General features: G+C 37.0%; 19 protein-coding genes, 1 pseudogene and 1 riboswitch. Of the genes and pseudogenes, 3 read left to right on the top strand and 17 right to left on the bottom strand.

What is annotated here, in order from left to right:
- Positions 1 to 14: 14 nt before the first annotated feature.
- Positions 15 to 713, top strand: coding sequence for a hypothetical protein (locus V7121_RS06500; RefSeq protein WP_335495158.1), 699 nt, complete (start codon positions 15 to 17; stop codon positions 711 to 713).
- Positions 714 to 872: 159 nt separating this feature from the next.
- On the opposite strand, the gene V7121_RS06495 is transcribed toward V7121_RS06500, so the two are convergent.
- Entirely contained in the window at positions 873 to 1,511 is a 639-nt protein-coding gene (locus V7121_RS06495) for a DNA-3-methyladenine glycosylase (protein ID WP_335495160.1), read from the bottom strand.
- Positions 1,512 to 1,726: 215 nt separating this feature from the next.
- Here V7121_RS06495 and V7121_RS06490 point away from each other — a divergent pair, with 215 nt between their 5' ends.
- Positions 1,727 to 2,065 carry a hypothetical protein gene (locus V7121_RS06490; protein ID WP_335495162.1) on the top strand — a complete coding sequence of 113 codons (339 nt, stop codon included), beginning with the start codon at positions 1,727 to 1,729 and terminating at the stop codon, positions 2,063 to 2,065.
- Positions 2,066 to 2,190: 125 nt separating this feature from the next.
- Here V7121_RS06490 and V7121_RS06485 read toward each other — a convergent pair whose 3' ends face one another.
- The 11 genes and pseudogenes from V7121_RS06485 to V7121_RS06440 form a co-directional block, all read right to left on the bottom strand.
- Positions 2,191 to 6,651, bottom strand: a complete 4,461-nt coding sequence (locus tag V7121_RS06485) for a hypothetical protein (RefSeq protein ID WP_335495163.1) — start codon at positions 6,649 to 6,651, stop codon at positions 2,191 to 2,193.
- Positions 6,629 to 7,375: a DUF6063 family protein gene (locus V7121_RS06480; RefSeq protein ID WP_335546066.1), complete on the bottom strand. Its 747-nt coding sequence runs from the start codon at positions 7,373 to 7,375 to the stop codon at positions 6,629 to 6,631. Before V7121_RS06480 ends, V7121_RS06485 begins: the two co-directional genes overlap by 23 nt.
- A complete protein-coding gene (locus V7121_RS06475) occupies positions 7,372 to 8,886 on the bottom strand; it encodes a hypothetical protein (protein ID WP_335495522.1) in 1,515 nt (504 codons plus the stop codon). The genes V7121_RS06480 and V7121_RS06475 overlap by 4 nt, the downstream gene beginning before the upstream one ends.
- On the bottom strand, positions 8,877 to 9,950 hold the full coding sequence (locus V7121_RS06470; RefSeq protein WP_335495167.1) for a Wadjet anti-phage system protein JetD domain-containing protein: 1,074 nt from the start codon (positions 9,948 to 9,950) through the stop codon (positions 8,877 to 8,879). The genes V7121_RS06475 and V7121_RS06470 overlap by 10 nt, the downstream gene beginning before the upstream one ends.
- A 258-nt stretch (positions 9,951 to 10,208) precedes the next feature.
- Entirely contained in the window at positions 10,209 to 11,609 is a 1,401-nt protein-coding gene (lpdA, locus tag V7121_RS06465) for a dihydrolipoyl dehydrogenase (RefSeq protein ID WP_335546064.1), read from the bottom strand.
- A 327-nt stretch (positions 11,610 to 11,936) separates the two neighbouring features.
- A riboswitch (glycine riboswitch) is annotated at positions 11,937 to 12,031 on the bottom strand.
- A 206-nt stretch (positions 12,032 to 12,237) separates the two neighbouring features.
- Positions 12,238 to 12,372 (bottom strand): annotated as a pseudogene (locus tag V7121_RS24905) (hypothetical protein); the annotation flags it as partial.
- A 245-nt stretch (positions 12,373 to 12,617) separates the two neighbouring features.
- Positions 12,618 to 13,535 (bottom strand): VOC family protein, encoded by a 918-nt coding sequence (locus V7121_RS06460; RefSeq protein ID WP_335546062.1) that lies wholly within the window; start codon positions 13,533 to 13,535, stop codon positions 12,618 to 12,620.
- A gap of 129 nt (positions 13,536 to 13,664) precedes the next feature.
- Positions 13,665 to 14,519 carry an alpha/beta fold hydrolase gene (locus V7121_RS06455; protein ID WP_335546060.1) on the bottom strand — a complete coding sequence of 285 codons (855 nt, stop codon included), beginning with the start codon at positions 14,517 to 14,519 and terminating at the stop codon, positions 13,665 to 13,667.
- Between the two features lie 208 nt (positions 14,520 to 14,727).
- Positions 14,728 to 14,925 (bottom strand): hypothetical protein, encoded by a 198-nt coding sequence (locus V7121_RS06450; RefSeq protein ID WP_335495173.1) that lies wholly within the window; start codon positions 14,923 to 14,925, stop codon positions 14,728 to 14,730.
- Positions 14,926 to 15,327: 402 nt separating this feature from the next.
- On the bottom strand, positions 15,328 to 15,513 hold the full coding sequence (locus V7121_RS06445) for a hypothetical protein (protein WP_335495174.1): 186 nt from the start codon (positions 15,511 to 15,513) through the stop codon (positions 15,328 to 15,330).
- Positions 15,514 to 15,792: 279 nt separating this feature from the next.
- Positions 15,793 to 19,935, bottom strand: coding sequence for a S8 family serine peptidase (locus V7121_RS06440; RefSeq protein ID WP_335546058.1), 4,143 nt, complete (start codon positions 19,933 to 19,935; stop codon positions 15,793 to 15,795).
- A 443-nt stretch (positions 19,936 to 20,378) separates the two neighbouring features.
- Here V7121_RS06440 and V7121_RS06435 point away from each other — a divergent pair, with 443 nt between their 5' ends.
- Entirely contained in the window at positions 20,379 to 21,599 is a 1,221-nt protein-coding gene (locus V7121_RS06435; RefSeq protein ID WP_335495177.1) for a helix-turn-helix domain-containing protein, read from the top strand.
- 48 nt (positions 21,600 to 21,647) lie between these two features.
- Here the strand turns inward: V7121_RS06435 and V7121_RS06430 are convergent, their stop codons facing one another.
- From V7121_RS06430 to V7121_RS06410, 5 genes are read right to left on the bottom strand one after another with little or no spacing between them, the layout of a single operon-like run.
- Complete coding sequence (locus V7121_RS06430) at positions 21,648 to 22,043, bottom strand: YidH family protein (RefSeq protein ID WP_335495178.1); 396 nt, start codon at positions 22,041 to 22,043, stop codon at positions 21,648 to 21,650.
- 53 nt (positions 22,044 to 22,096) lie between these two features.
- Positions 22,097 to 23,146 (bottom strand): alpha/beta fold hydrolase, encoded by a 1,050-nt coding sequence (locus tag V7121_RS06425; protein ID WP_335495180.1) that lies wholly within the window; start codon positions 23,144 to 23,146, stop codon positions 22,097 to 22,099.
- Positions 23,147 to 23,169: 23 nt separating this feature from the next.
- Complete coding sequence (locus V7121_RS06420) at positions 23,170 to 23,718, bottom strand: polyhydroxyalkanoate biosynthesis repressor PhaR (RefSeq protein WP_335495182.1); 549 nt, start codon at positions 23,716 to 23,718, stop codon at positions 23,170 to 23,172.
- An 18-nt stretch (positions 23,719 to 23,736) separates the two neighbouring features.
- Complete coding sequence (locus tag V7121_RS06415) at positions 23,737 to 24,360, bottom strand: hypothetical protein (RefSeq protein ID WP_335546057.1); 624 nt, start codon at positions 24,358 to 24,360, stop codon at positions 23,737 to 23,739.
- Positions 24,361 to 24,390: 30 nt separating this feature from the next.
- Positions 24,391 to 25,662 (bottom strand): MFS transporter, encoded by a 1,272-nt coding sequence (locus tag V7121_RS06410; RefSeq protein ID WP_335495185.1) that lies wholly within the window; start codon positions 25,660 to 25,662, stop codon positions 24,391 to 24,393.
- Positions 25,663 to 25,779 lie beyond the last annotated feature (117 nt).

The raw sequence follows: 25,779 nt of genomic DNA, 5'->3' as shown, positions 1-25,779 counted from the left end.
AAGGTTGTGAGTTTGTGAGACTTTCAGATCTTCATCCTAAAAGAAACTTTAGCTACATCTTCGTTCAATTTCCAGGAATGAAAATGAATGTCCCAATGCTTTCGAGCGGTGAGGGAAAGGCGGTGAAAGAAGATGTTGCCTTGTGTGTCCAATTAAACAGCAAAAAAAAGGTACATCAACTCTATTTTGTCCGCACACAAAGTATTAAACCGTTTGACTTTACAGATGAAGGAATTGGTGCGAAGGCCTTTTATCGAGTGGTAAAACAAAAGGAAGACTCTCAAAACTCACATATGAATGAATCCGTAGATTTCGTCACAATTATTACTGATGAAGTTGAGATTGTTCAAAGGAAAACAGATTATGGCTACGACTTCATTTTGTTGTTAAATAAACGTGAAGTTGGAACAGTCGCTTCAATGAAAACAGAAGTTGCTCAAACCGAGACTGGAACCTTGCAAATGATCAATGAATCGAAGGAGCGTGTTACGACTAAAACGGTTACGAAAAAAAGTAGCGTTGTCCTTAGGGAGAGAGCCAACAAGGAGATTTTCTCAGGAGGCCATGTCTTTCAGGATATCGTAGTTATCAAATCAATCCGAATCCTGTTTGAGGGCGTGAAAAGAAAAGTTACAGTCTTTTCTCCTGCCGCATTAGATTTTATCGGTCCAGGTGATCAGAACCAAACCATTTTTATGAGCGGGAGGTGTTAAGGAAGACATATCACTTTGAAAAAAACTTCATACTAGTAAAATCGAATCATAAGGATTAAATAGATAATCCTTTTCGATAGAATAAACTTTGAGAAAGGAAAAATATTTTATTATAAAGAGATTAAACGAATCCATTCATATAGGGACTTAACCAATGAGTTAAGTCCTTTTTACTTTGTATACATATTCTGACTTTTGATGTCTGGAAACATATTTATTATCCGTAATCCAGAATCGCCATAAATAGTCCCTCGCTTCACCCGACTTATCTATTCCAATCCTTTTCCCAACAGATATGCTTTCTGGACTGAAACCTGTGGCAAGATATAGTGGAGGATCTGTCAGCGGGTGTCCATAATCCTCGATGGTAATACCCAATGCTTTTGTCAGTTTTCCCGGACCGTTTGTCAAGCTTGGCAAGTCTTCAATGCCTCTTTTGTTTTTCATGTATTCAATACCAAACCGAGGTTCTAGAGCTCGAATTAAAACGGCTTCAGGATTTTCTTCCCCGCCGCTAACAACATTGAAAAGGCAGTGCGTATGCATTAAATATGTATAGGTAAGTCCAGAACGTTGGAACATGATTTCTGTTCTTGCTGTTCTCCTATTATTATAGCTATGTGCAGCCATATCTCCCGGACCAATGTATGCCTCTGTTTCAACAATATATCCTGCAGCCACCCCCTCACTAGTTTCCTTAACGAGGAGACATCCGAGCAAAGCCTTAGCTAAGTCAAGTGTCGGCTGTTCGTAAAATTTTTGGGGTAAGGGAATGATATCTTCAGGTAATTCTCCCATGTTGAGCCTCCTTTAGAGTTAAATTTCTCCTTTACAAAAATATATAATATTACTATAACCAATTAGCAGCATGTTGTATTGTGAATACGTTATTCTGACCATACTAGATATTTGAGGTAAGTGGGAAGCAGACAAAATGCCTAAAAAAAGTCCATGTTACCTTAAGGAAACAGCTGATATCAGGAAGGTAAAATTTTCTTACTGGAGGAATCTCGATGACCAAAGAAGAGGTTGTTGAACTGTTAATATTAATCGAATCAGTTTATTCCAACTGCATATGCAAGGACGAGACGGTTCAGCAATGGTTCCAATTATGTTCTGCAATGGATTATGAAAAGGTAATGGCGAAGCTGAAAAGCCACATTAGAAAATATCCTTATCCTCCTTCTATTGATAAAATTGCAGTATTTTCATTTGAAAAAAATGGTCTTCCAGCAGCGTTACAGGGCAGGATGGAGGAAAAACAGGAGAGAATGAACTGCGAACGAAACAATAATAAACGAATTCCAGTATCTGACTGGCTTGTCGAATATTCAACAAGAAAATCGATTTGAAGCGGATTGCATTTCGCATGAATATGGTCTTTTCTTCGTTCTCAATCGATGTTTCTGGTACAAAAAAATCCCACCTCCTAAACAGAAAGTGAGATTTTTTCTTTAGATTCTCTATTACATCATACCTAAGTTGCTTCAGCCCCTTGATAAATCCGAAATGCTGGAACAATCGTATCTGAAACAATTTCTTTTCCTTTTTCACGAATGAAGTCTAATTTATAATAAGCATCAAATCTTTGGCTGATTTCCGTTTTCACTAATTCAGGCGGAGTAACAACGATGAATTGGAACTTCAGTTTCTCAGCGACTGCGAAGATCGGGTCAAGGACATGTGCAGATGCCGCTTGGCCGAATGGATTATCACAGACTAAAGGAACCCAGCTTTGATCGGTTTCACTTTTAACGGATAATAACATCATCATCATCACCATTCGGGCTGATAATTTCTGTCCGCCGCTGCCATCTGATTTCGTCTTAGACCCCTGATTAATCGTCTGCCAGGTTGAATAATGTTCTTTTTGCGGTTTCCCATACATAAAGGCATTATCTGTTCGCATATTATAGACGAGCAGCTCAGGGTATCGATTTCGGAGTGAGACAAATAAAATTTGCTCATCACTGATGAGTTGTTTTATTTCTTCATCTAATAATCGATTAGTATCATCAATCATATCAAATTGTTTGGTGATTTTGTTAATCGCAGTTACAAAGTGTTGCTTTAGCAGTGGTTCGATATCTTCGGCCTTTTTAGGTAAGATATCTTCTTTGAGCTGGACGAGCGGGAAGGATCCCCGTTCATTTTTTAGTTTCATTTTCGAAACCATGGAACGAATGGCCTCTGCAATGCTCATCACCTTCATGCTGGCACGGCTGGCCCAGAAGTTTTGAGCCTTTTCTGCCCTTTCTTTGTCGCGTTCTAATTGTTCCAATCCACTTTGTGAGAAACGTTTCATATTTTTAACGATGGTCTGGATATGCATATAATGCCTTGTATCCAAATGGTCTAGTGTCGTTAACACTTCATTTTTAAAACGAATCTCCCAATCTTTACCTTCAATCGTGAGCTTTACATTCCTTAACGACTGGTCAATTTTCGCATGTTTTTCTTGGCCCTCTTCCTGAATCGCTTGATGTTCTTCACACCAGGATAGGATGCATGCTTTTCCTTGACTCTTAATTCTTTCGAGATCATCATTCGTAAATACTGCAGCTTCCTCTTTTAAGATAACGGAAAGTGTTAATAAATCGCCTTCATAACCCGTAATTTTGGTGTCCGTTTCTTTTTGGCGTTTCTCAGCCTGTTTTACTTCTTCTTTGGCTAATTTCGTTTGGTCTTTAATTTCTACTTCCTTTACTTCTAAGTCAAGGTCTTCCCACTGTTCAGGCTGTTTTTCATGTTTCTCGACTTTCTTTCCTGACTTATCACGCTGTTCAACCGCATGCTTTAAGGACGTTTCCGCTACTGTTACAGCCGTTCCTTGTTCCCGTTCTTCTTTTTCTGCTGTCTTCGCTTCCTTCTGAGCAGTTTGCAGCATCGTTTCTAATATACTTAGAGGTTCATCTGGTTCTGCTGCTTCATTCCAGTCCTGATCATGGGTTGTGAGTTTTCTCTCTAATTTCTTTTGCTGCTTTTGTTCGGTTTCTCTTTTTGCTTGAAGAACAAGTAATTCTCTAGCCTGCTCTTCTTTTGACTTTTGAAGCTGTTTTAACTCTTTCGTACTGCCATTTATCTCTTGTAGTAAATGCATTGAAAGATGTGGGACCTCTTCACATAGATCTGATTTTTCATCAGCAGGAAAAGCTGCTTCTTCTATAAAGAACCGGATTTCCTTTATATTTTGCTCAGTAGTAAGCTTCCATTCCACATACGTTTGATTCCACTGGTTTTGCAGGTCAACGGTATTCTGATGCTCCGTCCCTATTTCTTGCTGCTGAACTCCTAAGGCTTCCTTTAGCTTTTCTTTCTCTAATTTTACCCGTTTATTTTCATGGTGAAGAGTTTTTTCTTGATCAAACTCCTTTAATCTTTCTACATTTCTTGTAAGTCTCTCGATCTTACCTTTTGTCTTTTCTAGTTGTTCTTTTAATCCTAGCTGTAATTCTTTTTCTTTTTCTTCTTGTGTTTTAATTTCCTGCAATTGTGTCTTTTTAGAAAGTAAAGCGTTCTGTTCCTGATTAAGAGCTTTTTCGATATCACTAGAAAGCTCACTTGATAAAAACCGGTCCATTTCTTTTAAAATACGACGCAAGGAGATTTCTGTCTTTTCAATTTCAAGAAGAGTATCTTTCTTTTCGTCTATTTGTTTTGTAATCGTTATTTTCCAGCTGGTGAATTGATTTTTATCACTTAATAGTTCTTTCTCGGTTCCGTTAATAATTACAAAGGTTGGCTGCTGATTTTCACTGTTCATTTCCTCACGCATGAAAATAGGTACAGGACTTTTAAACATCCTACCTGTAAGAACCTGCTGATTAATTTTTTGCCATTGCTGCCCGCTTACGACCAACCCGTATGGGAGGAGCGGATATGTCATAAGTGTATGAGCCATTTCTGCTGGACTTAATGATTGGAGAAATTGGGTTCCATAAAATACATCAATCCCAGTCTTCTCATCGATCCATTCCTTTAATTCCTTCACGTCTTTATTTGCAATCCAGAAGGGCTCATCGTTTAAGGAGTGGTCGAGTTGTGTTTCCCAAAGTTCCTTTTTTATTTGTTCAGCTTGTTGGCGGTTATTGTCAAGTATTTCTTCTAGTTGTAACGCATACTTCGATAAGAGAGAGTGAGTAAAAGGTGCCGTGACATCTTCTAGTAAACCAAGAAGCTTATCTAACAGTTTTGCCTCTTTTTGCTTTTGCTCTTCATTTGCTTGGTTTAAGTCTTCACATTTTTCCTCTGAAAACTGAATCGATTGGACAAGCGTCCCATGTGAAGTGGCAAGTTGATTTTGCTTTTCGCTAGATTCTTGATCCTTTGCTTGCAACTCGACTAATCCAGCCTGTTTATCTTCAATTTGTTTCAAAAGACTTTCGATCAAGCCCTTTAAGTCATAGGTTAAGCGATCGCCAAATTCTTGGATAAGTGCTGCTTCCTTCGACTCAAACGTATGCATTTGTGTATAAAGAAAATCAATCTCCGTACTAAGTTGAGCCATTTCTTTTGTCTTTTGTTTATCCTGCTGCAACAGCCCTGATGCTTTTTTATGTAAGAACTTTTGATAACCCACATACTGTTTAACACCGTCTTGAATCAGTAGATAGGATTGCTCCCATTGCTTTCTAGCTTCTTGTTTAATTTCTTCCATTCGTTGATTCACTTGCTCTAAGCCACTATTTTGTTCCAATGTCGCGATCTGCTGTGAAAGAGAGCGAATAGTTTGTTCGTTTTCACTCCACTCTTTTAATAACAGCTGAAAGTCCAGTTGTGCTTTTCGTTCCTGTTTCTCATTAACGATTGCCTGTAAGGAAGTATGTTTCTCCTTTTCTTCCACTAATTTCTTATCCCAATTCATGACCTCTCTGTGAGCTTTCGCAAACTCTAAATTATCTTTTTGAAAGCGTAAATCCGCCTGTCTAACAGCTAATTTTTCCAAATTTTTCTCTAATTCTTGCAGCGTTTCCTCTTCCGATTGCTTCAAGTGTTCTAGGGCACCAAGCAGCTGTCTACCGGTTTGTATACTTGCATATACAATTTCTTTATGTTCTACTCCTTTTACCAGGTGCTCTTCAAATGGAACAATATCTTCTAAAAACTCTTTATGGGCTTGCTCTCTTTTCAAGAGAACAGGCAGGTCCTTCGCAATACTAGCCTGGCTCTTAAAAATCTCCACAAGGTCATTCTTTTGATGTTCGGTTCGATGCAACACTTGACTTACGGTAGGAATGATTCGTTTTTGGAAGAGAGAATGATCATCCTCAGCCCCCTCAAAATATTTTCCAACGCCGCCTTCATCCTTGTTAATGTCCTTCATAATATCCCAGTCTTTACGATTAATTCCGTATGTATCAAGGATACGATAGTGCTTCTTCGGATCTCTGTAAACGTCATATCCATTCCATTTTAGATAGTCCTTCAAGCTCTCCGTTTCAGCAACCTCACCATCTTCATATAGGGGAATATGCTCTAGCGAGGCCTCTTCTTTCCGTTCAAACTCTCTTGTATAAAAGGTGTAAATAGGGAGGATCTTTGCTTCCTGTTCCAATGGTTTTCCTTCATGTCCACCTTCTTCATTCATCGAGATCCGCTGCTCAGCTGAGAACATTCCGCCCGTTACCAAATGCCGACTGTCCGCCCCATCTAATTCCCACTGTATAAGAACATGAAAGGTATAGGGAATAAATTGCTCTTTATTGTTAAAGAAAAACTGCTGATAATAACGGTTATTTTGTTTGCCCCACGAAGTTCCAGGTTTGAGTATTTGGAAAATCGTCTGGAGAAATACACCTTTCCCACCCCCATTCATCATGGCAATGAGCCCATTTGTTGAAGTCTCATTATTATGGAAATTAAACGTGGTGTCTTTATATTGCTTTTGCATGCCATCATACTTGAGGCCGACAATTCTAATTCGATGGATTTTCGGCATGCATATCCTCCTCCGTAGTCATTAATTTTTTAAACACTTCATACCGATCATAATCGTGATACAAGTATTCAATTCGCTCAAAAAGCTCATTTCTAGGAATAACCTTAGCTATTTCGTCCCGATCAAGAATGACAATTAGCCCCTCCGTCTCTAATAAGCGCATAGCGCTGGCAATTAAACCAATTCGGGTCCGTCGATTGCCTTTTTTACTTCCATAATCATCTGTGTCAACCTCCATGTATTTCCATGTGGTAACAACTTCCTTCATATCAATCCGTTCTTCTTCTCCGAAGGTCGGTTCAACTTTAAGAAGGCTCTCCCATTTCAGCATTAAGTCATTGACTTGGCGCTCTAATGCATAGTAACTAATCCCTTCCCGCTTTGTGCGGATTTTTGCAGCCTGGTTTCGATCTATGGCGGCTAAAAAAGACATAATAACAACGCTAATCAAATGAAAGTGTTTTTTTGTTTCAATTTGCCGATGCTTTTCTTTCATATGGGTAAAATTCGTAGCAAACACAGAACCGGTTGGCTGAACAACTAAGTGGATTCGTTTAGGCGATTCAATGATATATGTACCTGATTCATCTGCTAATAAAAGAACAGTCTGTCTCACTTCCGGCTCAAAATACGTCTGAAAGTATTCGCTATTTTCATCGATGACTTTATCTTTTAATAGAGTAAAATATATAGCTGATGCTCTTTTAATCGTTTCTGCATTCATCTCTTCTCCTCCTGAACACATATTTTAAACGGGGTAATTTTCATTTGATACCATAGATGCGGCTCCGCGCGATGGTCAAACATGGTATAAATCTTTAAGCCTTCGAAGACTTGAAATTGCGGATATTCCTTCATTAACTTATAAAGAAGAATTTCCCTCTCATCGGTTAAGGATTCTTCCTTTCGATGCAGCACTTGAACCTTCAACGGTTTTTTATCGAACATCATCCACAATTCAATCGTTTCAGACTCTTCAAACCATAAATCCTGTACTTCGAGTGGCAACTCAACCAAATCTGCTAACGAGAACTCTCCGTTAGTTTGTAAAAATTGAAAAACATAACTCCATGCTTTTATAACGGAGTTCCAGTTCGTCACGCGCAAACGAGAAATACTTTCTTCAGCCTCTTCTTCGATTATGAGTTCTGTTAGTTGTATTTCATCAAATTCTTGTTCTCCCCAAATCCAATCGAGCGGCAGAATAAATTCATTTTTCGGTGAAAATAACGGAGAAAGGACACCTTCGATCGTCTCGAAATTCTTGACCCCTTCCTTCATGAACCAGTTTTCATAAAAATGCTCTCGAAAGGAAACGAGACTGTTTTCCCAAAACAAGGAAGGGTTTTCCGCCTTTAATTTCATCTCATAGGAAATATTTTGGATGACAAGCTTCGCAAATCGATCATGTAATTGTCTTGTGTGGCCAATTTTTTCTTGCAGAAGAATCAATTCTTTCTGCATAAAATCATCTTCTTCATTCCTGCGTTTGGTCTTTTCTATCATACTTGTAATAGTACGGAAGTGATTTTTTTCTTCTTCAAATTGCTTTTCAATTTCAATCCGATTGTCGGCCCTTTGCCATTCCTCTTCCACTAATAAGATTTTGGGATTGTTGATCATTTCTTTTTGAAAGGTGAATTCATTTGCCATTAAGCGGTTTACTCGTGAAATGAGGTGATCGAGGTTTCTTGTGGCTTTGCGAAAATTACCGTTTTTAATCAACTGCATACTATAGAGTTGTTCTATCGTAATGGAGAATTCCTCTGCCATTTCCCTGCTCATAAAAATCATTTCCTGTGAGACATCCGTGAGTTTATAAACAATGGATCCGCCTATTTCTAAGTTCGTATATAATTCATCCATGGTGACATATCGGTAGGTCTGCGTTTCCCATGATTGTCTAATTTCATCATAATATAGGGCTTCAAAAGGTTTACTGTACTCTTCCTTCCCCTGATATAAAAGCCCACTTGTAATTCGTTCAATTTGCTTATCGTCTGCTAAGAGCTTCATTTGCTTAATGGAATCTTCCACTATATATTTGATATCGGATTTACGCCTGTGATCATCATCATTTAATTCTCGATAAAAGATGGTGAGGAGCACTTGCATGAGAATGGTTTGGATATGAGGTTTCAGTTCACCTACTTCCATTCCCCTGCCAAGTTCAAACAATGGATTTAATCGTTGCATCCGCTGGGCAAATCCTTCCCATGATTCGTTCACATCCATCGCCTCCATGTTTCGATTGTTAACACTTCTTGTGCAATCCGCTTATTTTCCTGCCATAAATGTTGTAATTGCGCTTGCTCGTCTTCCGTAAACCATTGAAAGAATAAATCCCGGTATTTAAGGTTCTGTGTTTGACCTTGTTTCTGGTCATTTTTTTGTTTTAGACATTCGAGCATCTTTCGGTAAATCTTTAAGGCAGGCTGAATACAGCAATCTGGATATTTTTCAATAAGCCGAGTGAGGATTCCGTAACCTGCAGCATCAAGGTCACCTGCATAATAGAAAAGATAGGATTTGGGTGGAAACATTCTGAAGAAAAAGGAGAAGCTCCGTTCAATTTTCGTTCCTTCACCATAAATAATCAGTTCCGGTTCATAGTCGAGTTGATTTGCTTCCAATAACTTAATGGAAGTATGAAAGAAAGATAGATTCTCGACAATTAACACTCTCTGAATATCTTTCATTTCTTTTCCTTGTTTTATCCAAAAAACAAATGGCTCGCCATAGTTCACCATTTTAAGTTGGTCTTCTCGGATGCCAATTCTAGCTAAAAATCCTTTTCCATCCGGAAAGCTATCACTGTCGAGTAAGAATTTTTCATGTCCAAAAAGCTCCAGACTTCTCTCTTCGACTGACACGATCTCCCGTTCCTGACTGGACTTTAGAAAGGTATAGACATTCTGAATTCGATTCCACTCATCTTCCGTTTGCCATTCAGGATGCCGTTCATAAAAGGAAAAATCAAACTGATCCCCTAATTTCATCATTTCAAGACGATCCCATTGGTTTTCCTGAACTTTTATATTTACCCAATAATATAATGATAGAGAAGGTGTTCTTCCATTGAATTGATTATTTAGGATTGGTATTAGTTGTCCTTCTGCTTTCAATGTATCAATGGCACAATAAAACAACGAATATCCATCCATTTCAAAATAATCATCCAAAAGCTTCCGCAACTGAAGTTCTAAATCGTTAATATTTATTTTCTTTTTTTGTTTAGGGTGTTGAATATCAGCTATAAAACCTCTCACCCTTGTTTCAATGATGTCGATGGTATTCACCTACTTAAATCTTCTTAGTTTCATAGGGTTAGACTATTACTATCCCATTTAGACATCCTTTAATTATAAACTAGTTGAGTAAATGGTGGTAAAAGAAATTTTCTAATATAATGATTGAGCCTTTTCATAATAATAAAAAAAGCATGAACATTGTATGTTCATGCCAACGGTTGTTCAGAAACAATTATTTTTTTATGCCTAACCCACCATACTTCACGCTGAACATCCTGTTCAATAATTGATCCTTCATTCAACAGGTTAGGCATGAATTTCCTGACCATACACGGCTAGGGCTGCTTCACCAATGGCTTCGGCTAATGTTGGGTGTGGGTGGATTGTATGGGCAATATCCATGGCTGTTGCATTCAGTACACAAGCAAGTCCTGCCTCCGTAATCATATCCGTTACATGGGGACCTACCATATGCGCTCCTAAAAGCATATTCGTTCCTTCTTCAACAACCAATTTGACAAATCCGTCTGATTCACCAAAAACCAATGCCTTTCCAATCGCTCGGAATGAGAATTTGCCAACTTTCACTAGATATCCCTTTCCCTTTGCCGCTTCTTCTGTCAGTCCGACACTCGCTACTTCTGGGCTGCAATATGTACATCTTGCAATAAGGTTTGAATCAAGCACTTTTGGAGTTGTACCTGCCATATGTTCAACAGCAATGATTCCTTCATGTGAGGCAGCATGGGCAAGCTGCAAGCCACCAATAACATCACCAATTGCGTAAATGTTCGATTCATTTGTTTGGTAGAACTCATTGGTTTTAATAAAAATGGAATTGAGTTCAACGGCCGTTTTTTCAAGGCCAAATCCTTCTGTGTTTGGAGATCGCCCTACGGATACTAAAAGTTTGTCTGCAGAAAAAGGTGTTTCTTTACCTTTATGTTCCGCCCTAATGGAAACACACTCACCTTTTTCAAGCGTTTCTGGAAGCACTTTTGCTCCAGTAACGATTTTTACTCCTTTTTTCTTCATTAACCGCTGGACTTCCTTTGAAATATCTTTATCCTCTGTAGGTAAAATGCGATCTGCGTATTCAATTACGGTAACTTGGACGCCGAAGTCCGAAAGCATCGATGCCCATTCAATTCCAATTACACCGCCGCCAATAATAATGATAGAACCCGGAAGTTTCTCCATTTTTAGCGCTTCATCCGAAGTCATCACATACTTCTTATCCACTTCTAGGCCAGGAAGTGTTCTTGGCCGGGAGCCGGTGGCAATTAAAATATTTTTGGAGTTTAAGGTGACTTCCCCTTCACCATTATTCAATTCGACTAACACATCTTTTGTCTGTGTAATAATTCCCTTTCCATCATAAACATCAATCTTTCCTTTTTTCATCAAATGTTGGACACCTTTATATAGTCGATCCGTAATTTCTTCTTTCCGGGCTTGTACTTTTGAAAAATTAAGACCAACTACAGGGGCAATTACACCATACTTATCTGCATGCTTTGTTTGAGCGAATACTTCTGCACTTCTTAATAGGGCCTTACTCGGAATACAACCAGCATGAAGGCAAGTTCCACCGATTTTTCCTTTTTCAATTACAGCCGCTTTTAAACCTAATTGAGAAGCACGAATGGCGGCCACGTATCCACCTGTTCCCCCACCAATAATAACGACATCATATTCTTTTGTCATGTTCGGTTTCTCCTTTTCATATATATTTACTGGAAAACTTGGTAGTAAACTGCTGAAACTTTCCTTTATAGTTTTTAGGCTACTCTATACAATTAATCGATTTGAATAGCACATGCACTTGTGGAAAGCTATCCCCAACTACAAAACTTGTTCTACTCCTTTTTAATCGTCTCAAAAATGGTTTGATCATTTTGTTGTAAACTCATGTAAACTCCTCCTTGAAATATCGTTCAAGCTCCCCTTTATGCTTCAGACTGGAAAATTTGATCTCCTAATCTTCTTTTTTGCACGCAAAAAGGACAGAAGAAGGGGAAGCATGAAGCTTCATTTCCCTTCTCTGTCCTTTTACCTGAGAGTTTAGTTCTGTTACGAACATTCCCCTTTGGTGGCATAACTATTACGCGCTCTCCAGAGTTGCGTCCCGCTGTGGTTCCATCTACCTGAGAGATTAATTCCAAGGGTTTTTTTGGAACTTGCTCCTTCGGTGGCGTGTAAAAATTGCACTCTCCCACAACCGTCATCCGCTCTATTTTTTTATTATTTTCAGATTAATTGTTATAGGAATCCAAGTCAAGCTTTTTTGAAAGCGGTAACAAAAATGAGAAATTAGACATTTCTGAGTTACCTCTTAATTTTCTGCTTTCTTCTTTTCCTGACAGACTTGATCTACATAGTTTGCCTTCAAATTCCCCATCTTGTATATAGCAATTAGTAAAATAAACCAAACAGAAGTTACAAACAAGGCAACGCGAGTATCTTCTGCCGTTCAGTCGGTGTCATTTACCCGACCCAACTCAAACTTCTTCCAACCGAAGCCTTGTTTTATGATTTTCTGCATGAAACTTATGAAAGATTAAATGAGTTTAGAAAGTAAAAAAAGCAAGGAATCTACTGGACCCTTGCTTCCTTCTTATTCTCTTGTTGCCCCTGCCAAGGAATTTCATTTTAACACAATTTCTACTAATTTACACACAGGGTGATATAAATTGGCGTTTTGTTCGCTCTATTCTATGATCCCTTATATGCTTTCTGTAATTCCACCAAATTAAATTTTTTCATTTTAAGAAATGCTTTCGTAACGCGATCACGTTGCTCAGGCGTACTCTTACTCATCATCTCGTCCATTTCACTTGGCACAATCTGCCAGGATACACCAAACTGATCTTTTAGCCAACCGCATTGCTCGGCTTCCGGAACCGCAGAGAGTTTTTCCCAGTAGTAATCAAGCTCTTCTTGTGTGTCGCAATACACCATAAATGAGATTGCTTCGTTAAAACTGAATCTATGCTCATGCGTACTATCCATAGCGGTAAACCATTGATTTTCAAGCTTGAAATCTGAAAACATGATTAATCCTTCATTGTCTGGTTCCATCCCTTTCGGGTAGCGGACGAGAAGTCCCTGTTCCCCGTTCTTAAATACTGAAAGATAAAAACGAATTGCCTCTTCGGCATTACCGCATTGTTCCCCGATAAACAACAATGATGGCACAATTGCAGGGCGCTCCTCACCTTCTGGATTTGTTAAGATTAACTGCCATGACAAACCAAACTTGTCCTGAATCCAACCAAACCTCTCACTGAACGGATACTTATCAAGTGGCATTAACACTGTGCCACCATCGGACAATTTGTTCCATACCTCAATTAATTTTTCACCCGCTTCTTTTTCACGCGAAGGGTCGAAATTTACAGTAAAAGATACCGACGGGTTCATTTTGAAAAAGGGCCCTGCGCTTATGGCCATGAATTTCTGTCCCCACAATTCATAAGAGACGATTTCGGAGTCACCGGATGGAGTATTACGGATTGTGGTTACATTCGTGATTTTTGAGTCTGGAAATATGGAAGCGTAAAACTCAGCTGCTTCTTTTGCCTCCTTGTCATACCATAAATGTGGAACAATTTTATGATTAGAATTTGACAAAGTCTTTCCTCCTTAATTTACTGAATATTTTTTTACTGTATGTACGGACCATTTCTAGAGTAGCCAAAATTTTGATTATGTATATCAATTTAGCTAAATCACCCCTTGCAGGGCAAGGGGTGATTTAGTTTATGATACAAAAAATTCTTCAATAATGGATATTTGCTCCCCGGTATTTAGGGCTGGAGCATGACCTATTTTCGGGATAGTGACCAATTCACAATTCGGCTTTTCCCTCATTTTCTCAGCTACTTCGATCGGCAATACATCGGAGATTTCACCGCGCATAAGTAATACTCTGGCCTGAATAGCGTTCCAATAGTTCCAAAGATTTAAATCTTCAAGATGCTGGAATTGTAGTGCAATGTTTGGGTCATAATCCGGGCCGACCCCGCCTCCATCTTTTCTCCTACAGGAATACTGGGTAAAGTCAATCCATTCCTGTTCATTTGAAAGACCGAATGTAGCATAAATGGTTTGATAATAGGTTATTAATTCGCTAACGGTTTTAAATTGCGGGGGAGCTGCCACATAGCTGATAATCCGCTTAATCCCTTCAATATTTTGAGGCGAATTTTCAAGCGCACCTGCCCCAATGTCATTTAGAACTAAATAGGTGATGCGCTTTTGCCACTCTGCGGTACCAGCAATTCTCATGCCGATAGCTCCCCCCATGGAAGTCCCTATCCAGCGAACTTGTTCAATTTCCAACCGATCCAAAAGACCAATGGCAAGGCTGCTGTATACCTCAAAGCAATAATCCTTTTCAGGGAAAGAACTCCACTGGCTCCATCCGCGCCCAATCGTATCAGGGCAAATAACATGATAGTCTTTTTCCAAACAGCTTGATATTTTGTCAAAATCCCTTCCATTCCGGGTTAAGCCGTGCCAGCAAACAATGGTTGGATTGGTTGGATTTCCCCATTCAGAAAAATGCACTTCCATACCATGAATCGTTTCAAATCTAGATTTAGGAGAAAACATATACGATACCTCCTATTTTTCTTAAAATTCTTCATCCACCTATATATTCATTTCTTAGTGGAGATATTCCTTCAATGGTTTCTAGGGGATAATTCCCACTAAACCAACGCTAGGGCAAGAAGGTATTAATAATTTATATCTAAAAAAATCCCCTATCTTCCTTGATTTGGAATAGACAGGGGATTTTCACCAAGTATTCTTTTTCTTTTTAGACATAAAATACCTCTCTTTCTTTTTCGTTTAAACTCTCTCTAATTGCTTCTTCCCACCACTGCTGGCCAACTGGAAGCTGATTTTTCAAAAGATTTAACCGCTCATTCACCAGCTTTGCCTTGATTAACGCTTCTTCCTCTTCCGCCATTCCACAACAAATTTCATAAATATCATCAAAGTGAGCGAGTGACATTCCTTGCACCTTCTTTCATAGTTTTAAGGAATTAATTGATTCGGAGCCCCCCTTCTTTACAGTAATTATATGACGGTTATCGCTATTGGATCTTCCTGAAATTTGTCAATATTTCGAATTATAAAAGTAAATATTTTAACAAAAGCAACAGAGATATCTGCCCTATTTCGCGTTATCATTTGCTAACTTACCATCGGAATTTTGAATGAGTCTGATGTTTTTGCCTTTATACAGTAATCAAGTTTTCTTGCTAAAAAATAGAGCAATGTTAGTTCACTGCTCTTTGTTCACAGGAGTAAAGATACAAATTATATAAAAGGTTTAGGCCTTTAGCACATTGTGGTGCAAGAGGCCCAAACCTTTATTGAACTTAAATCTATTTTAGATAACGATAGCAAATCTCTAAGTAACTCGAATTTTACCAACTCTTCTATTTCGATTTCGATCAATATTCAGTGTTCTTTGTGATTTCGTAGTTACTGGCAATGATATGAGACCAGCCTTAAACAAAGTATATCCGATAAATGTAGCAAAGATCGAACTTCCGATTAGAAACAAGATGAACCTTCTGCCAACATTGCGTAACATGTTTTCACCTCTTTAACCTCTTATTGATGATAACTATGATGAATGCATCTTTTTTATGTCGTCTTAATCAACTATGCCATAAGAAAAACAGGGTTTAAAATTAGTCGGAACCCTTGATATCATTAGGTTTATTCTGCAATAACCACACAGATGATTTTGTAATATAGTTCGCACCTATAGGAATTGATACTCCAATATAAAGCAAAAAAAGGTATAATCCCTCTGTATAATGAGGAATTATACCTTTTTCATATTTTAGCCTCATATAAGAACTTTGTTTTAGTTAAAACTTTTTTTCAATTCGTCTAATGTCAATTTACCTGTTTTTTCAATTGGCTTATTGGATGTTGGAAAGTATGGATTGATGGACATGAAGTTCTTTTCGATATAATTGAAGTCAATAATGTCAACGACTCCATCTTTATTAAGATCTTCTTTCAATCTATCCCCTGTAACTCCAGCATTGTTTGCAACAAGCTTTGCGTCATAAATATCGATTACATTATCTCCGTTGACATCTCCAGCAGCTGCCGTATCCGTATAGACAGTATAGAAATTGCCTTGGACCTTTCCATCAATTGTCCTGCTTAAAGTTAATTTTTTACTATATAGAAAATGACTAGGAATATCAACAATTAATGTATATTCCTCCTTCGTGGCAGGAATATCCATTATTGTCATATAACCATTTTCTGAAATATCAGCAGAGTACTTTTTACCTTTTTTATCCATCAGATAAGCTTTTGTCCCAATCTTTGAATAATCTAAATCATAGTTGTCTAAATTAACTGCTTCACCATGATAGTAACCTTCTACCCATGAGTGCCGGGAAATGAATTTAAACTTTTCAGCAAATGTTGGTAAAGAAGACTTACTACCAGAGCTTGTTTGATATGAAGATTCTTGATAATAGAATGTACTTTCTACCATGTAATTATGGTCATCTACTACTTTTAATGTGATATCCAATAAATCAATATCATCATTTATTGAAACAGGTACCTTTGTCTTTTTGTCTGAAATATCTACAGTAAATGCTGAAATATTAGACCACGTGCTTTCTGTAATTTGTGGCTTTGCGACATTAATAGTCCAATTATTTTTCTTAGCAAGATCCTCTAACTGTTTTGATGGATTAACGTCTTCAACTTTATAGAAATTAGGGACATCGATTGTTACAGAAGCACTTGTTAAATCTTTAGCGTTTTGTACTGTAAATGTATTTACAAACTCCGTTCCGAGACTAACAGCTTTTGTATTTGGTTTTATTGTGGAATATTTATCACCTTTATTTATAAAAGTAAATTCTGGGAAAATCGGATTTCCTGCTGTAGCGTAATCATAGGTATAGATTCTTACATTTGTTGGATAGTTTGCATATTCTTCAGGTAAGACACCAAATTTAAATTCACCATTTGCATTTGGGAAAAATTCAGCTGTTGGCCAAAAAGAATCTTGATAAGCGTACGCTGTATTTGCCTCTTGAGTGATGTCATGTCCTCTACTTTTTAGGTAGTCAATTGTATCATCATACAATTTCCCATGCACCCAATAGGCTGTATAATCTTTTCCATCATAATTTTCAGTTGTTAAATCTGAACTAGTGAGCTCTTTGATTCCTGTTTTCTTATCAAAATCCAGGGTTGGAGCGGTATTATCGATCACCATGTCATTATTGATTTTATAGGTTTTACCATCTACCCCTGTACCAATATAAGAAACAATGTATTTACCTTCTTTAAGTGGTTCATATTCAAGTGATAAAGGTTTATTCGGATCACCGGTAAAATATTTTACCTCACCAGAAAACCCGAAAAATATTAAGTATTCCGTATCAACTGCAGCATTTTCTAAATTAAATGTACCATAGAACCCAATTGGTTTCCCATTTAGATCGCTAACCACTACATCAATCGTTTTCATATGACTATTTAACTTGAAACTGACTGGTGTAAACGGCTCAATATACGGATGAAAGTTACTTAGGTCATTTGTAATTGCATGTTTATAAAATTCTACTTTTTCGAATCCAGGTTTAGAATAACGAACATGGAAAGGAATTTGATATTCTGCCGTTTTCGACTCATTTTCAATATAAATGTATCCCTCATAAATACCAAATTCTGCATCGGCTGGAATTGATATTTCTGCATTAATATTTTTACTCTCATTTCCATTCACTTCAACCGTCGATGGTAATTGAAGCGTCACTCCACTCTTTGCAGGATCCTTTGAAACACCATCGATTGTTAAAAATTCAACTCTAGTATGATATGTTTCTAGTTCACTACTTAAATTTTTTAAAGAAATCGACGTTGTTCTATTCTGAGTCTCACTTGACTGTGCAATACTACCAAAAGGTAGAGATCCTGAAATGTCATCGATTTCTATATTTAATCCGTCTTCATCTAAGGAAGTCGTCTTATTTTGCACTTCAACTAACGTTGTATTGTGGACTGCCTCATAAGCATCTACACGTCCTGCACCAACTTCATTCACATTGTACGTACGACCTTTTAATGGATCAGCCGTATTCATTAGCGCTGCCTTTACATCTGCAACTGTATAATCTGGATGGGATTGTAATAATAATGCGGCAACTCCAGCAACATGTGGTGTTGCCATGGAGGTTCCACTTAAACTAGCATAACCACTCGAATAATCGACACCCTCTTCTGGACTATTAATATATTCTGGAACAGTAGAGAAGGTTGAGACTCCAGGTGCTACTACATCTGGCTTAATATCAAAGTTATTATTTACTGGTCCACGTGAACTAAAATCTGCTAACACGTCCCCTGTAGACATATTTGACTCTAAGTCTGTTAATATAAGTTTAGCTGTAGGATCTGCTTTTAATTTTTCTGAAAGTTTAACTCCGTCAGTTTGTAACATTTTAAATGTTGGAATATAACCATAATTTTCACCTAAGTAAAATGGAATATCTCCATCCTCATTATTGTATATCAACACAGCTATAGCACCTTTTTCGTGAGCACGTCGAATTTTTTCATCAATGGAGATCGTGCCACGAGAAATTAATGCCACTTTCCCATTAACGTTTTTGCCAGTAAAATCGTCTTCTGTACCAATTCCTACTTCAACAACTTCAAACTCTTTGTCCATTACTTTCAAATAATCCTTACCGAAGCCATATCCCATTAAAGTATTTTGAACATATATATCACCTAAACTTGATTTTACAGTCGGGATATCAGTCGGCACATCACTAGCCCCAACAGTGATTGCTAGTGGAGAAGCACCTGGTGAACCTAACGTACTAGGACTTGGCCCCGCATTTCCTCCGGCTATAACTGGTATGACCCCTTTTAATGCGGCATTGTTGATGGCAACTGATGTAGCGTCTAAGGAATGATTATTACCATTACCTAGTGATAGATTAATAACGTCCATTCCATCTTCGACCGCTCTTTCTATACCCGCGATGACGAATGAATCATATCCTGATCCATATTCTCCTAATACTCGATATGCGTACAAGTCAACATCCGGGGCTACACCTGTCATTGCATATTCAACATCATTTTTCGGGTTAGAAGCGATGGTCCCAGCAACATGAGTCCCATGTTCTGTATAGTATGAATTACCATCTATCGTTTCAGGCTGACCAGATGCAAGCCAATTCGCTCTTGTTGTTTCCATTGGATCAGAGTCATTATCGACTAAATCATATCCGCCTTTATAAACATCTTTTAAATCAGGGTGATTATAGTCAATCCCTGTATCAAGTACTCCAACTTTTATTCCTTGACCTTTTAAACCCTCATTATGTAAACGATCAACTCCGATATGAGGAAGCGCTGGTGGAATTAACTTTCCATTTGTTTGTTCTTGAGTTGTTGTCGATTCATTTATTGGTAAACTAACAACATTGTTTTTCCAAATCCTTTTAACTACACCCGTCTGAAGCAAGGTATTAATTTCGCTTGTAGGAATCGTCATAGCCATTCCATTAAATACATTCTGGTAAGTTTGTTTTATTTGATATTTAATTGACTTTTCTTTTTTATTTTGGTTTAACTCCTCCTTCTTCTTAAAAATTTCAGTTAATCGTTGTTTAAAATATTCTTGCTCCCCTTTGATCTTTTCTGCTTTATTTTTAGATGTTCCTTTTAATTTTGCTTGCTGGATATTTCCGATCGGATCTGTTTTGAACTCAACAATGACATTTGCGGTTTTACCTTTGAGTGTCAACAAACTTGGATCAATGATGAATCCTTCTTGTGGGGTTAATCGTTTGATAGACTGCCGCTGTTCTTCAGTCAGCCCTTTTAAGATCGATTCTGCGGAATTTGATATTGCATAGGTTTTTGGTTGAGGCATTAAATAAGATGTTAGAAGGCTTGATGCGATTACACCTGATACCATAACATTTAGAAATTGTTTCTTTCGCAGTTTCATAAATTAATGCTCCTTCTATTTTTAATTTCAGCTGCAAATATGACCCTTTTACTTTTAAAAAATAACAATCTGGCAGGTTTTCCCTCATAAAATGGTTACTTATTCCTACGAGCAGCACATTCCTCCCTAATGTTAGATAGTGTAAAATAAGAGTATGAATAATCAGATTACTCTATTAATTCCTATTGTACTTGAGCTTTTATAGTCGGTAAATTGGGGGAATTGTTCTACGAGTTGTCCCAATTTGACGATATGATTCGAAGAAGACCTTGTAGAAAATTGTAAAACTTTGAAGAATTGACGATTATTTATAAAAGTAGGTTACTATACGATGACAATTTTTATTTTATATAGTAAAAATCATTTTTGTACTTGGGGGAATCCTGGTTTTCCTATACTCAAAAACTATCAAAAGATAATTTTTCTAAAAGGAGAATTTAAATATGTATGAAGGGAAAATCATTAAGTATTATCGGGAAAAATACCAAATGACTCAAGAGCAATTAGGAAAAGGGATTTGTTCTGGTACACATATTAGTAAAATTGAACGTTTACATACCGAATATGCACCTGAAATTGTCACTCTTCTTTCCGAGCGACTAGGAATTAATATCGAAACTGAAATAATAAAACTTAATAATATTAAAAAGCGTTTACATTATTGGCATGATGTTATTGTCATGCAATTAATGGAGGAAATGGAACTTATTTATAACGAACTTGAGCAAGAAGAATTAATTCAAATCTCTGATTATATTAATTTTTATAATTTACTTCGGGTAAGGTATTTTCTAATGCATAATTTGACCGAAGAAGCATTGGATATCATTGTAGAAATCCAAAAGAAGGATCATAAATTAACATCCTACGAAGTTAATTTGTTTAAACATGTTTTAGGCGTATATTATTTAGCAAAACATGAAAATCTGAAAGCAATTAAAGCTTTAAAAACAATTAATGAGGCAGATTACACTAACAAGGAATATACCTATCATTTAGCAGTCGCGTATCATTCCATTGATTCACCCGTTATGGCTTATTTTTTCGCAGATAAATCGAGGCAATTTTTTAAAGAAATTAATAACTATCTTCGAGTGATCGATGCAGAAATGCTGATGGCGATTCAAGTAAAGGATGATGGAGATTTTAAGGAGACCATTCAGAGGTTTGAAAGCTTAATCAAGAGCTGTGACCTTTGTCATTCACCAGCTCGAAAAGCAAAGGTATTACATAACTTAGCTTTTGAATACTATAGAAGAAAAAATTATGAACTAGCCAATAAATTTTATAAAGAGTCTATGAGTCTTAAAGATAATGAATCAAGCCCATATTTACTTTCTTTAGAAGGGTATATAAACAGTGCATTTTATGGTGGTTTACTTCCAAAGGATGAATTATTACAACTGGCTATGGAAGGACTAGAAACAGCTCTAAAGAAAAATGAACAATTATATATAAACTTATTTACCTTACTGTGTTATTTAATTCAAGATAAAAAACAGGAATACCATCAATACTTATCCGAACAATCATTACCTTTGTTTGAAAAATTTGGTTTTGTTTATTTAATTAAACGTTCAAAAAAAGAAATGTTTAATTATTATTTTGAACAGAAAAAAAATCGGAAAGCATTAAAAATAGCCAATGTATTGATAAATCATTAAATGGAAAAGGCATGCCGTTTTTAAGGCATGCCTTTTAGCTTTTTAAAACTAGGAGTTCACTAATAATAAAAAAGAGAGATACATAAAAATCATGAACACCAACAGAGAAAATAAACTAGAAACAAAGATAATGGATTGGTTTGACGGTGTGAAAATGCCCTCTGCAATTTCCTTTCTTTTCCTGGTGTATTGTATTGTCGACAACACACTAGTAATAACACCTATAACACAAGCAAAGATTCCGAGAATGATGACCAGGATATTAATATAGGGATTGGAACTGATTTTAGTTGTAAAGTGTAAGGAAGTTGTTAAGAAACCTACTCCTGTTATCGATATAGCCGTACGTATCCATGCAAGATATGTTCTTTCATTAGCTAAATGCTGCTGTGCATACTTTACACTTTCTCCTGGTGATTCCTCTATTTTATATAAAGCTTTCATTTATTTAATAAATCCCCTTCATATACTTTATTAATTCCATTATCCCAAGTTACCTATGATCGAGCCGATAACCACTTATCCCAAATTTCAGCGAACACCCCAGTCAAGACTAATGAAACATGTCCGCCTTCGTACACTTCATACGTTTTATCTATACTGGAAACAAGGTTCATCACCGGAAGACTTTGCTTCTCTAATATAAGTGTGTCACGTGAACAGGAGAAGACAAAAAGCGGGCAGTTTATATTCTTTAAATCCACCTTTCTACCTCCAATCACCAATTCTCCTTTTAAGAGTTTGTTGTTTTTAATGAGATCATTAAACAGTTGTTTGAATGCAGCACCTGAAAACGAAGCAGAGTCCTTCGTCCATTTATCCATTCGGCGCCACTTTTCTACATATTTCTCCTCATGTGCACGGGTGACTAGATTGATTTTAGAACTTGCATAACCTGGTGATACCATCCTAAACACCAAATACATAATTTCTGATGGTATGGTCCCATGTGCATCGGCAAAACGGTCAACACTTAGCTGCCCTTTTTGTAGTCCTTCCAGGATTTTATTAGGAAGAACGCCTACACTAAAATCAATTGGAACGGCTGCAAGTGATAAATTCTTAATTGGCAGATCGGTGATGGAAGCCAGAATGGCTGCAATCGTTCCACCCAGGCAATAACCTGCAAGGGATATTTCCTTTGCACCTGAATGTCTTAACGCTCGTTTTAGGGCCTTCTCCAAATAATCAATGATATAATGATCAAGTGTGATATCAGAATCCTCTAGCCCAGGGGACCCCCAGTCCAATAGGTAGACATCATAGCCGCGCTCTGTAAGCCCGCCTACAACGCTGCTTCCTTCACCGATGTCAAGAATGTACACCTTATTTAATAGAGAGTAGACGAGAAATACCGGGACAGTATGTCTTTTTTCCTTGGCAGGATGATACCATAGAGTTGCTTTATTTTTCTTCCAGACAGCCTGTCTTGGTGTAGGTACAATATCTGGCTTTGGCTCTGTCATAATTTTATAAAGCTGATTCCACCGTTTCGCTTCGTTTTCTAAACTTAAGATTGGAAAAAGATTTGTTGTAATTGCTTTCATTTTTATCACTGCTCTCTACAATGTTATATATTTATACCTGTGACGACTAAATCTTTATTTTGCTTCTTTTCCGGAGTTTTTTTCTGTTTTTCCCGCTCGATTCCGGTGAGACCTCTTTCTATTTCTTTCCGTAATTCATGAAGATCTCCATTCATTTTTTGAGTTTCCGCTAACTCTTGGGACATCTTTTGAAATTCATTCTTCATTTGCATGACAATATTTATTACTTCTTCGAACATTCTTACATTTTCTTTAGAAATAGAGCTTATACTGTCTTGTAATTTCCATATTTGTTCTTCTAAACTATCCATTTTTTCTTCTGTCTGTATTGAGAGCTTTGCGGCGTTAGCGACATCTTTCTTTGTCGGGATATTCATTAAAGAAGCAAATAGCTCTTGGTTCTTTCTTAGTCCTTCTAGGTAAAATGAATAAGTATTGATTCCGAAACTTGCTGTGCGAACAAATTCTTTGGTGTCCGCTAAGTTATATAATAGTTCAGTTAATTGTTTATCCCACATTTCACTCAATTGGGTGAATCCAGAAAATGGATCAAAGATTTTTTCATTTGACATGCTAATACTCTCCTTAAATTAAGACTTTATAGGTTCTTTGGTTTTTTCCATATATTTATTTAACGGGAAGATAATCTCTTTGAATGGTGTTGTAAACAGTTTGACAAATTCTTTTTGAGATCCATAGAGCTGATTTCCAGCTTGTTTCACTGTATTGATATATTGCAATCTTCCTTTTTTCATATAGTGTTCCATCATTTCTACATATTTCTCAATTGCAAGGCTGTTAACCATAGTTTTATATGGAGTACTTAAGGGAGACAATACTGTCTTTTTAATCTGATCCATTTGCGCATTCATTTCCTCATAAGACCAAATAGGAAAGAAATGCTGCAAGGTGGTTGTTGACATTAAAAATTCATCTTGTGCAGTCTTTTCCCATTCAGTAAATTCCTTTGTAAATTGCTCTGCTATCGCTTTTATATTTCCCTGATTCCGTTTTACACTTTCAGAGAATTGTCTGTAGAAGACTTCATCGCGATGATCAGCACACTTCGCCCATTCATTTAATTTATGAAATGCTAGTTTCCAGAGCAGGTCTAGGCTAGAAAGCGATTCTTCATTTTCGCCCTCGACCGTGATTTCTTCGTCCTGTATATCCTTTATCAATGTTTCTTCTAGGTTACTTTTTTTTGCAGCCATATTATCTCTCCTATTAAAAATATATTTAAGTTAGATGTTTACTATCTTTTTTTCATTCTCAGTAGATACAGGTTGTTTTGGTTTTCCGGAAAGGAACATGAGTATAGCTGTAATCACCATAGCAACCGAGATTCCATAAATGGATGCGCTAAACCCAGCTGCTGGATTTGTACCTGAAGCTTGAATGAGCTTTCCAAAAATAATCGGGGCAAAAATACCTGAGGATGTCATGATTCCATAATAGGTACCTGTCATAACACCTCTCCGCTCTGGAAGTAAACTAATCATTACTGTAGGATTAAGGTTTCCTGTAGTAACTACTAACGTATACACTAAAGAAAGGATAAGTATGATTGATCCCTTCCCATTAACAAAAGGATATATCGCGTAAAAAATGCCTGCTAGAATCAGACTACTGGCAGAAAAAAGAATTCGTGACTTCCATAAATTTAGAGTTTTTTTGTATATTCGATCTGAAATTATTGCCAGTACTAATGAAGATAAAGCGCCAATTAATCCGGAAATAGCAATAATTTTTCCAGCTTGTTGTTCAGTGTACCCCTTAACTTTTATTAAATAGGCGGGATTAAAGGTAAGTCCAAAAACAATAAAAGAAAAGCCGATACATGCCGCTAAGGATGTAAAAATAAAAATAGGAGATCGTAACGCTTTCCAGATGTCTTTCCTATTTGTCTCTTGTTTGTTTTCCTGTTTACATCCCTCTTCTTCAAACCGAACATCTGATTTCAGCCGTCCGAGCCAAAGCCAACCAATTAACCAGACAAAGCTAAGAATGCCTGAAATAAAAAACGTTTGTTTCCAACCATAATTTGACATTAGAAAAACCACTATCGGGGCTGTAACAGCCATGCCCACAACATTGCCAAAATTTAAGATTGATATGGCTAATCCACGTGATGCCGGTTTAAACCATTTACTAATATGACTGACAGCAGTTGCTTGAAAAGGACCTTCTCCAACACCTAGTAATACTCTTGTAAATAAAAGTAATGGAAGGCCTGAAACAAACATCACTATTGATTGTGAAATGGTCCAAATAATCGCCATAACAACCAATAACTTTCCAGTTCCATAACGGTCTGATAAAGAAGCCCCTATTATTCCTGCTAATGAGAATAACCAAAAAAAACTGCTTCCAACTATTCCAAATTGAGAGAAAGTTAGATTCAAATCCTTCATAATATGAATTCCGGCTAAACCTGTAATGGATTTATCGGCAAAATTAACTATAGACATAATAAAAATTGCAAGTAAAATAATCCATTTCGTCCAACTTTTCATTTAAAATCCTGCCTCTCACCAAATATATTCATATTTTTAAATAACAATCGCTTTCTTAGCTTAAGAGGTGAAACACCTGCCTTGTTCCTTTGTACTGAATAAGGCAGGTGAATTTTA

Source organism: Neobacillus drentensis, from assembly GCF_036962125.1.
Taxonomy (GTDB): Bacteria; Bacillota; Bacilli; order Bacillales; family Cytobacillaceae; genus Neobacillus; species Neobacillus drentensis_B.
This window is presented reverse-complemented; position numbering and strand designations above follow the sequence as displayed.

What these genes read in the sequence shown, in the direction of transcription:
- V7121_RS06495 (WP_335495160.1), bottom strand. Translation starts at nt 1,511, where the DNA reads ATGGGAGAATTACCTGAAGATATCATTCCCTTACCCCAAAAATTTTAC.
- V7121_RS06490 (WP_335495162.1), top strand. Translation starts at nt 1,727, where the DNA reads ATGACCAAAGAAGAGGTTGTTGAACTGTTAATATTAATCGAATCAGTT.
- V7121_RS06485 (WP_335495163.1), bottom strand. Translation starts at nt 6,651, where the DNA reads ATGCCGAAAATCCATCGAATTAGAATTGTCGGCCTCAAGTATGATGGC.
- V7121_RS06480 (WP_335546066.1), bottom strand. Translation starts at nt 7,375, where the DNA reads ATGAATGCAGAAACGATTAAAAGAGCATCAGCTATATATTTTACTCTA.
- V7121_RS06475 (WP_335495522.1), bottom strand. Translation starts at nt 8,886, where the DNA reads ATGGATGTGAACGAATCATGGGAAGGATTTGCCCAGCGGATGCAACGA.
- lpdA (WP_335546064.1), bottom strand. Translation starts at nt 11,609, where the DNA reads ATGACAAAAGAATATGATGTCGTTATTATTGGTGGGGGAACAGGTGGA.
- V7121_RS06455 (WP_335546060.1), bottom strand. Translation starts at nt 14,519, where the DNA reads ATGTTTTCTCCTAAATCTAGATTTGAAACGATTCATGGTATGGAAGTG.
- V7121_RS06450 (WP_335495173.1), bottom strand. Translation starts at nt 14,925, where the DNA reads ATGTCACTCGCTCACTTTGATGATATTTATGAAATTTGTTGTGGAATG.
- V7121_RS06445 (WP_335495174.1), bottom strand. Translation starts at nt 15,513, where the DNA reads ATGTTACGCAATGTTGGCAGAAGGTTCATCTTGTTTCTAATCGGAAGT.
- V7121_RS06440 (WP_335546058.1), bottom strand. Translation starts at nt 19,935, where the DNA reads ATGAAACTGCGAAAGAAACAATTTCTAAATGTTATGGTATCAGGTGTA.
- V7121_RS06435 (WP_335495177.1), top strand. Translation starts at nt 20,379, where the DNA reads ATGTATGAAGGGAAAATCATTAAGTATTATCGGGAAAAATACCAAATG.
- V7121_RS06430 (WP_335495178.1), bottom strand. Translation starts at nt 22,043, where the DNA reads ATGAAAGCTTTATATAAAATAGAGGAATCACCAGGAGAAAGTGTAAAG.
- V7121_RS06425 (WP_335495180.1), bottom strand. Translation starts at nt 23,146, where the DNA reads ATGAAAGCAATTACAACAAATCTTTTTCCAATCTTAAGTTTAGAAAAC.
- V7121_RS06420 (WP_335495182.1), bottom strand. Translation starts at nt 23,718, where the DNA reads ATGTCAAATGAAAAAATCTTTGATCCATTTTCTGGATTCACCCAATTG.
- V7121_RS06415 (WP_335546057.1), bottom strand. Translation starts at nt 24,360, where the DNA reads ATGGCTGCAAAAAAAAGTAACCTAGAAGAAACATTGATAAAGGATATA.
- V7121_RS06410 (WP_335495185.1), bottom strand. Translation starts at nt 25,662, where the DNA reads ATGAAAAGTTGGACGAAATGGATTATTTTACTTGCAATTTTTATTATG.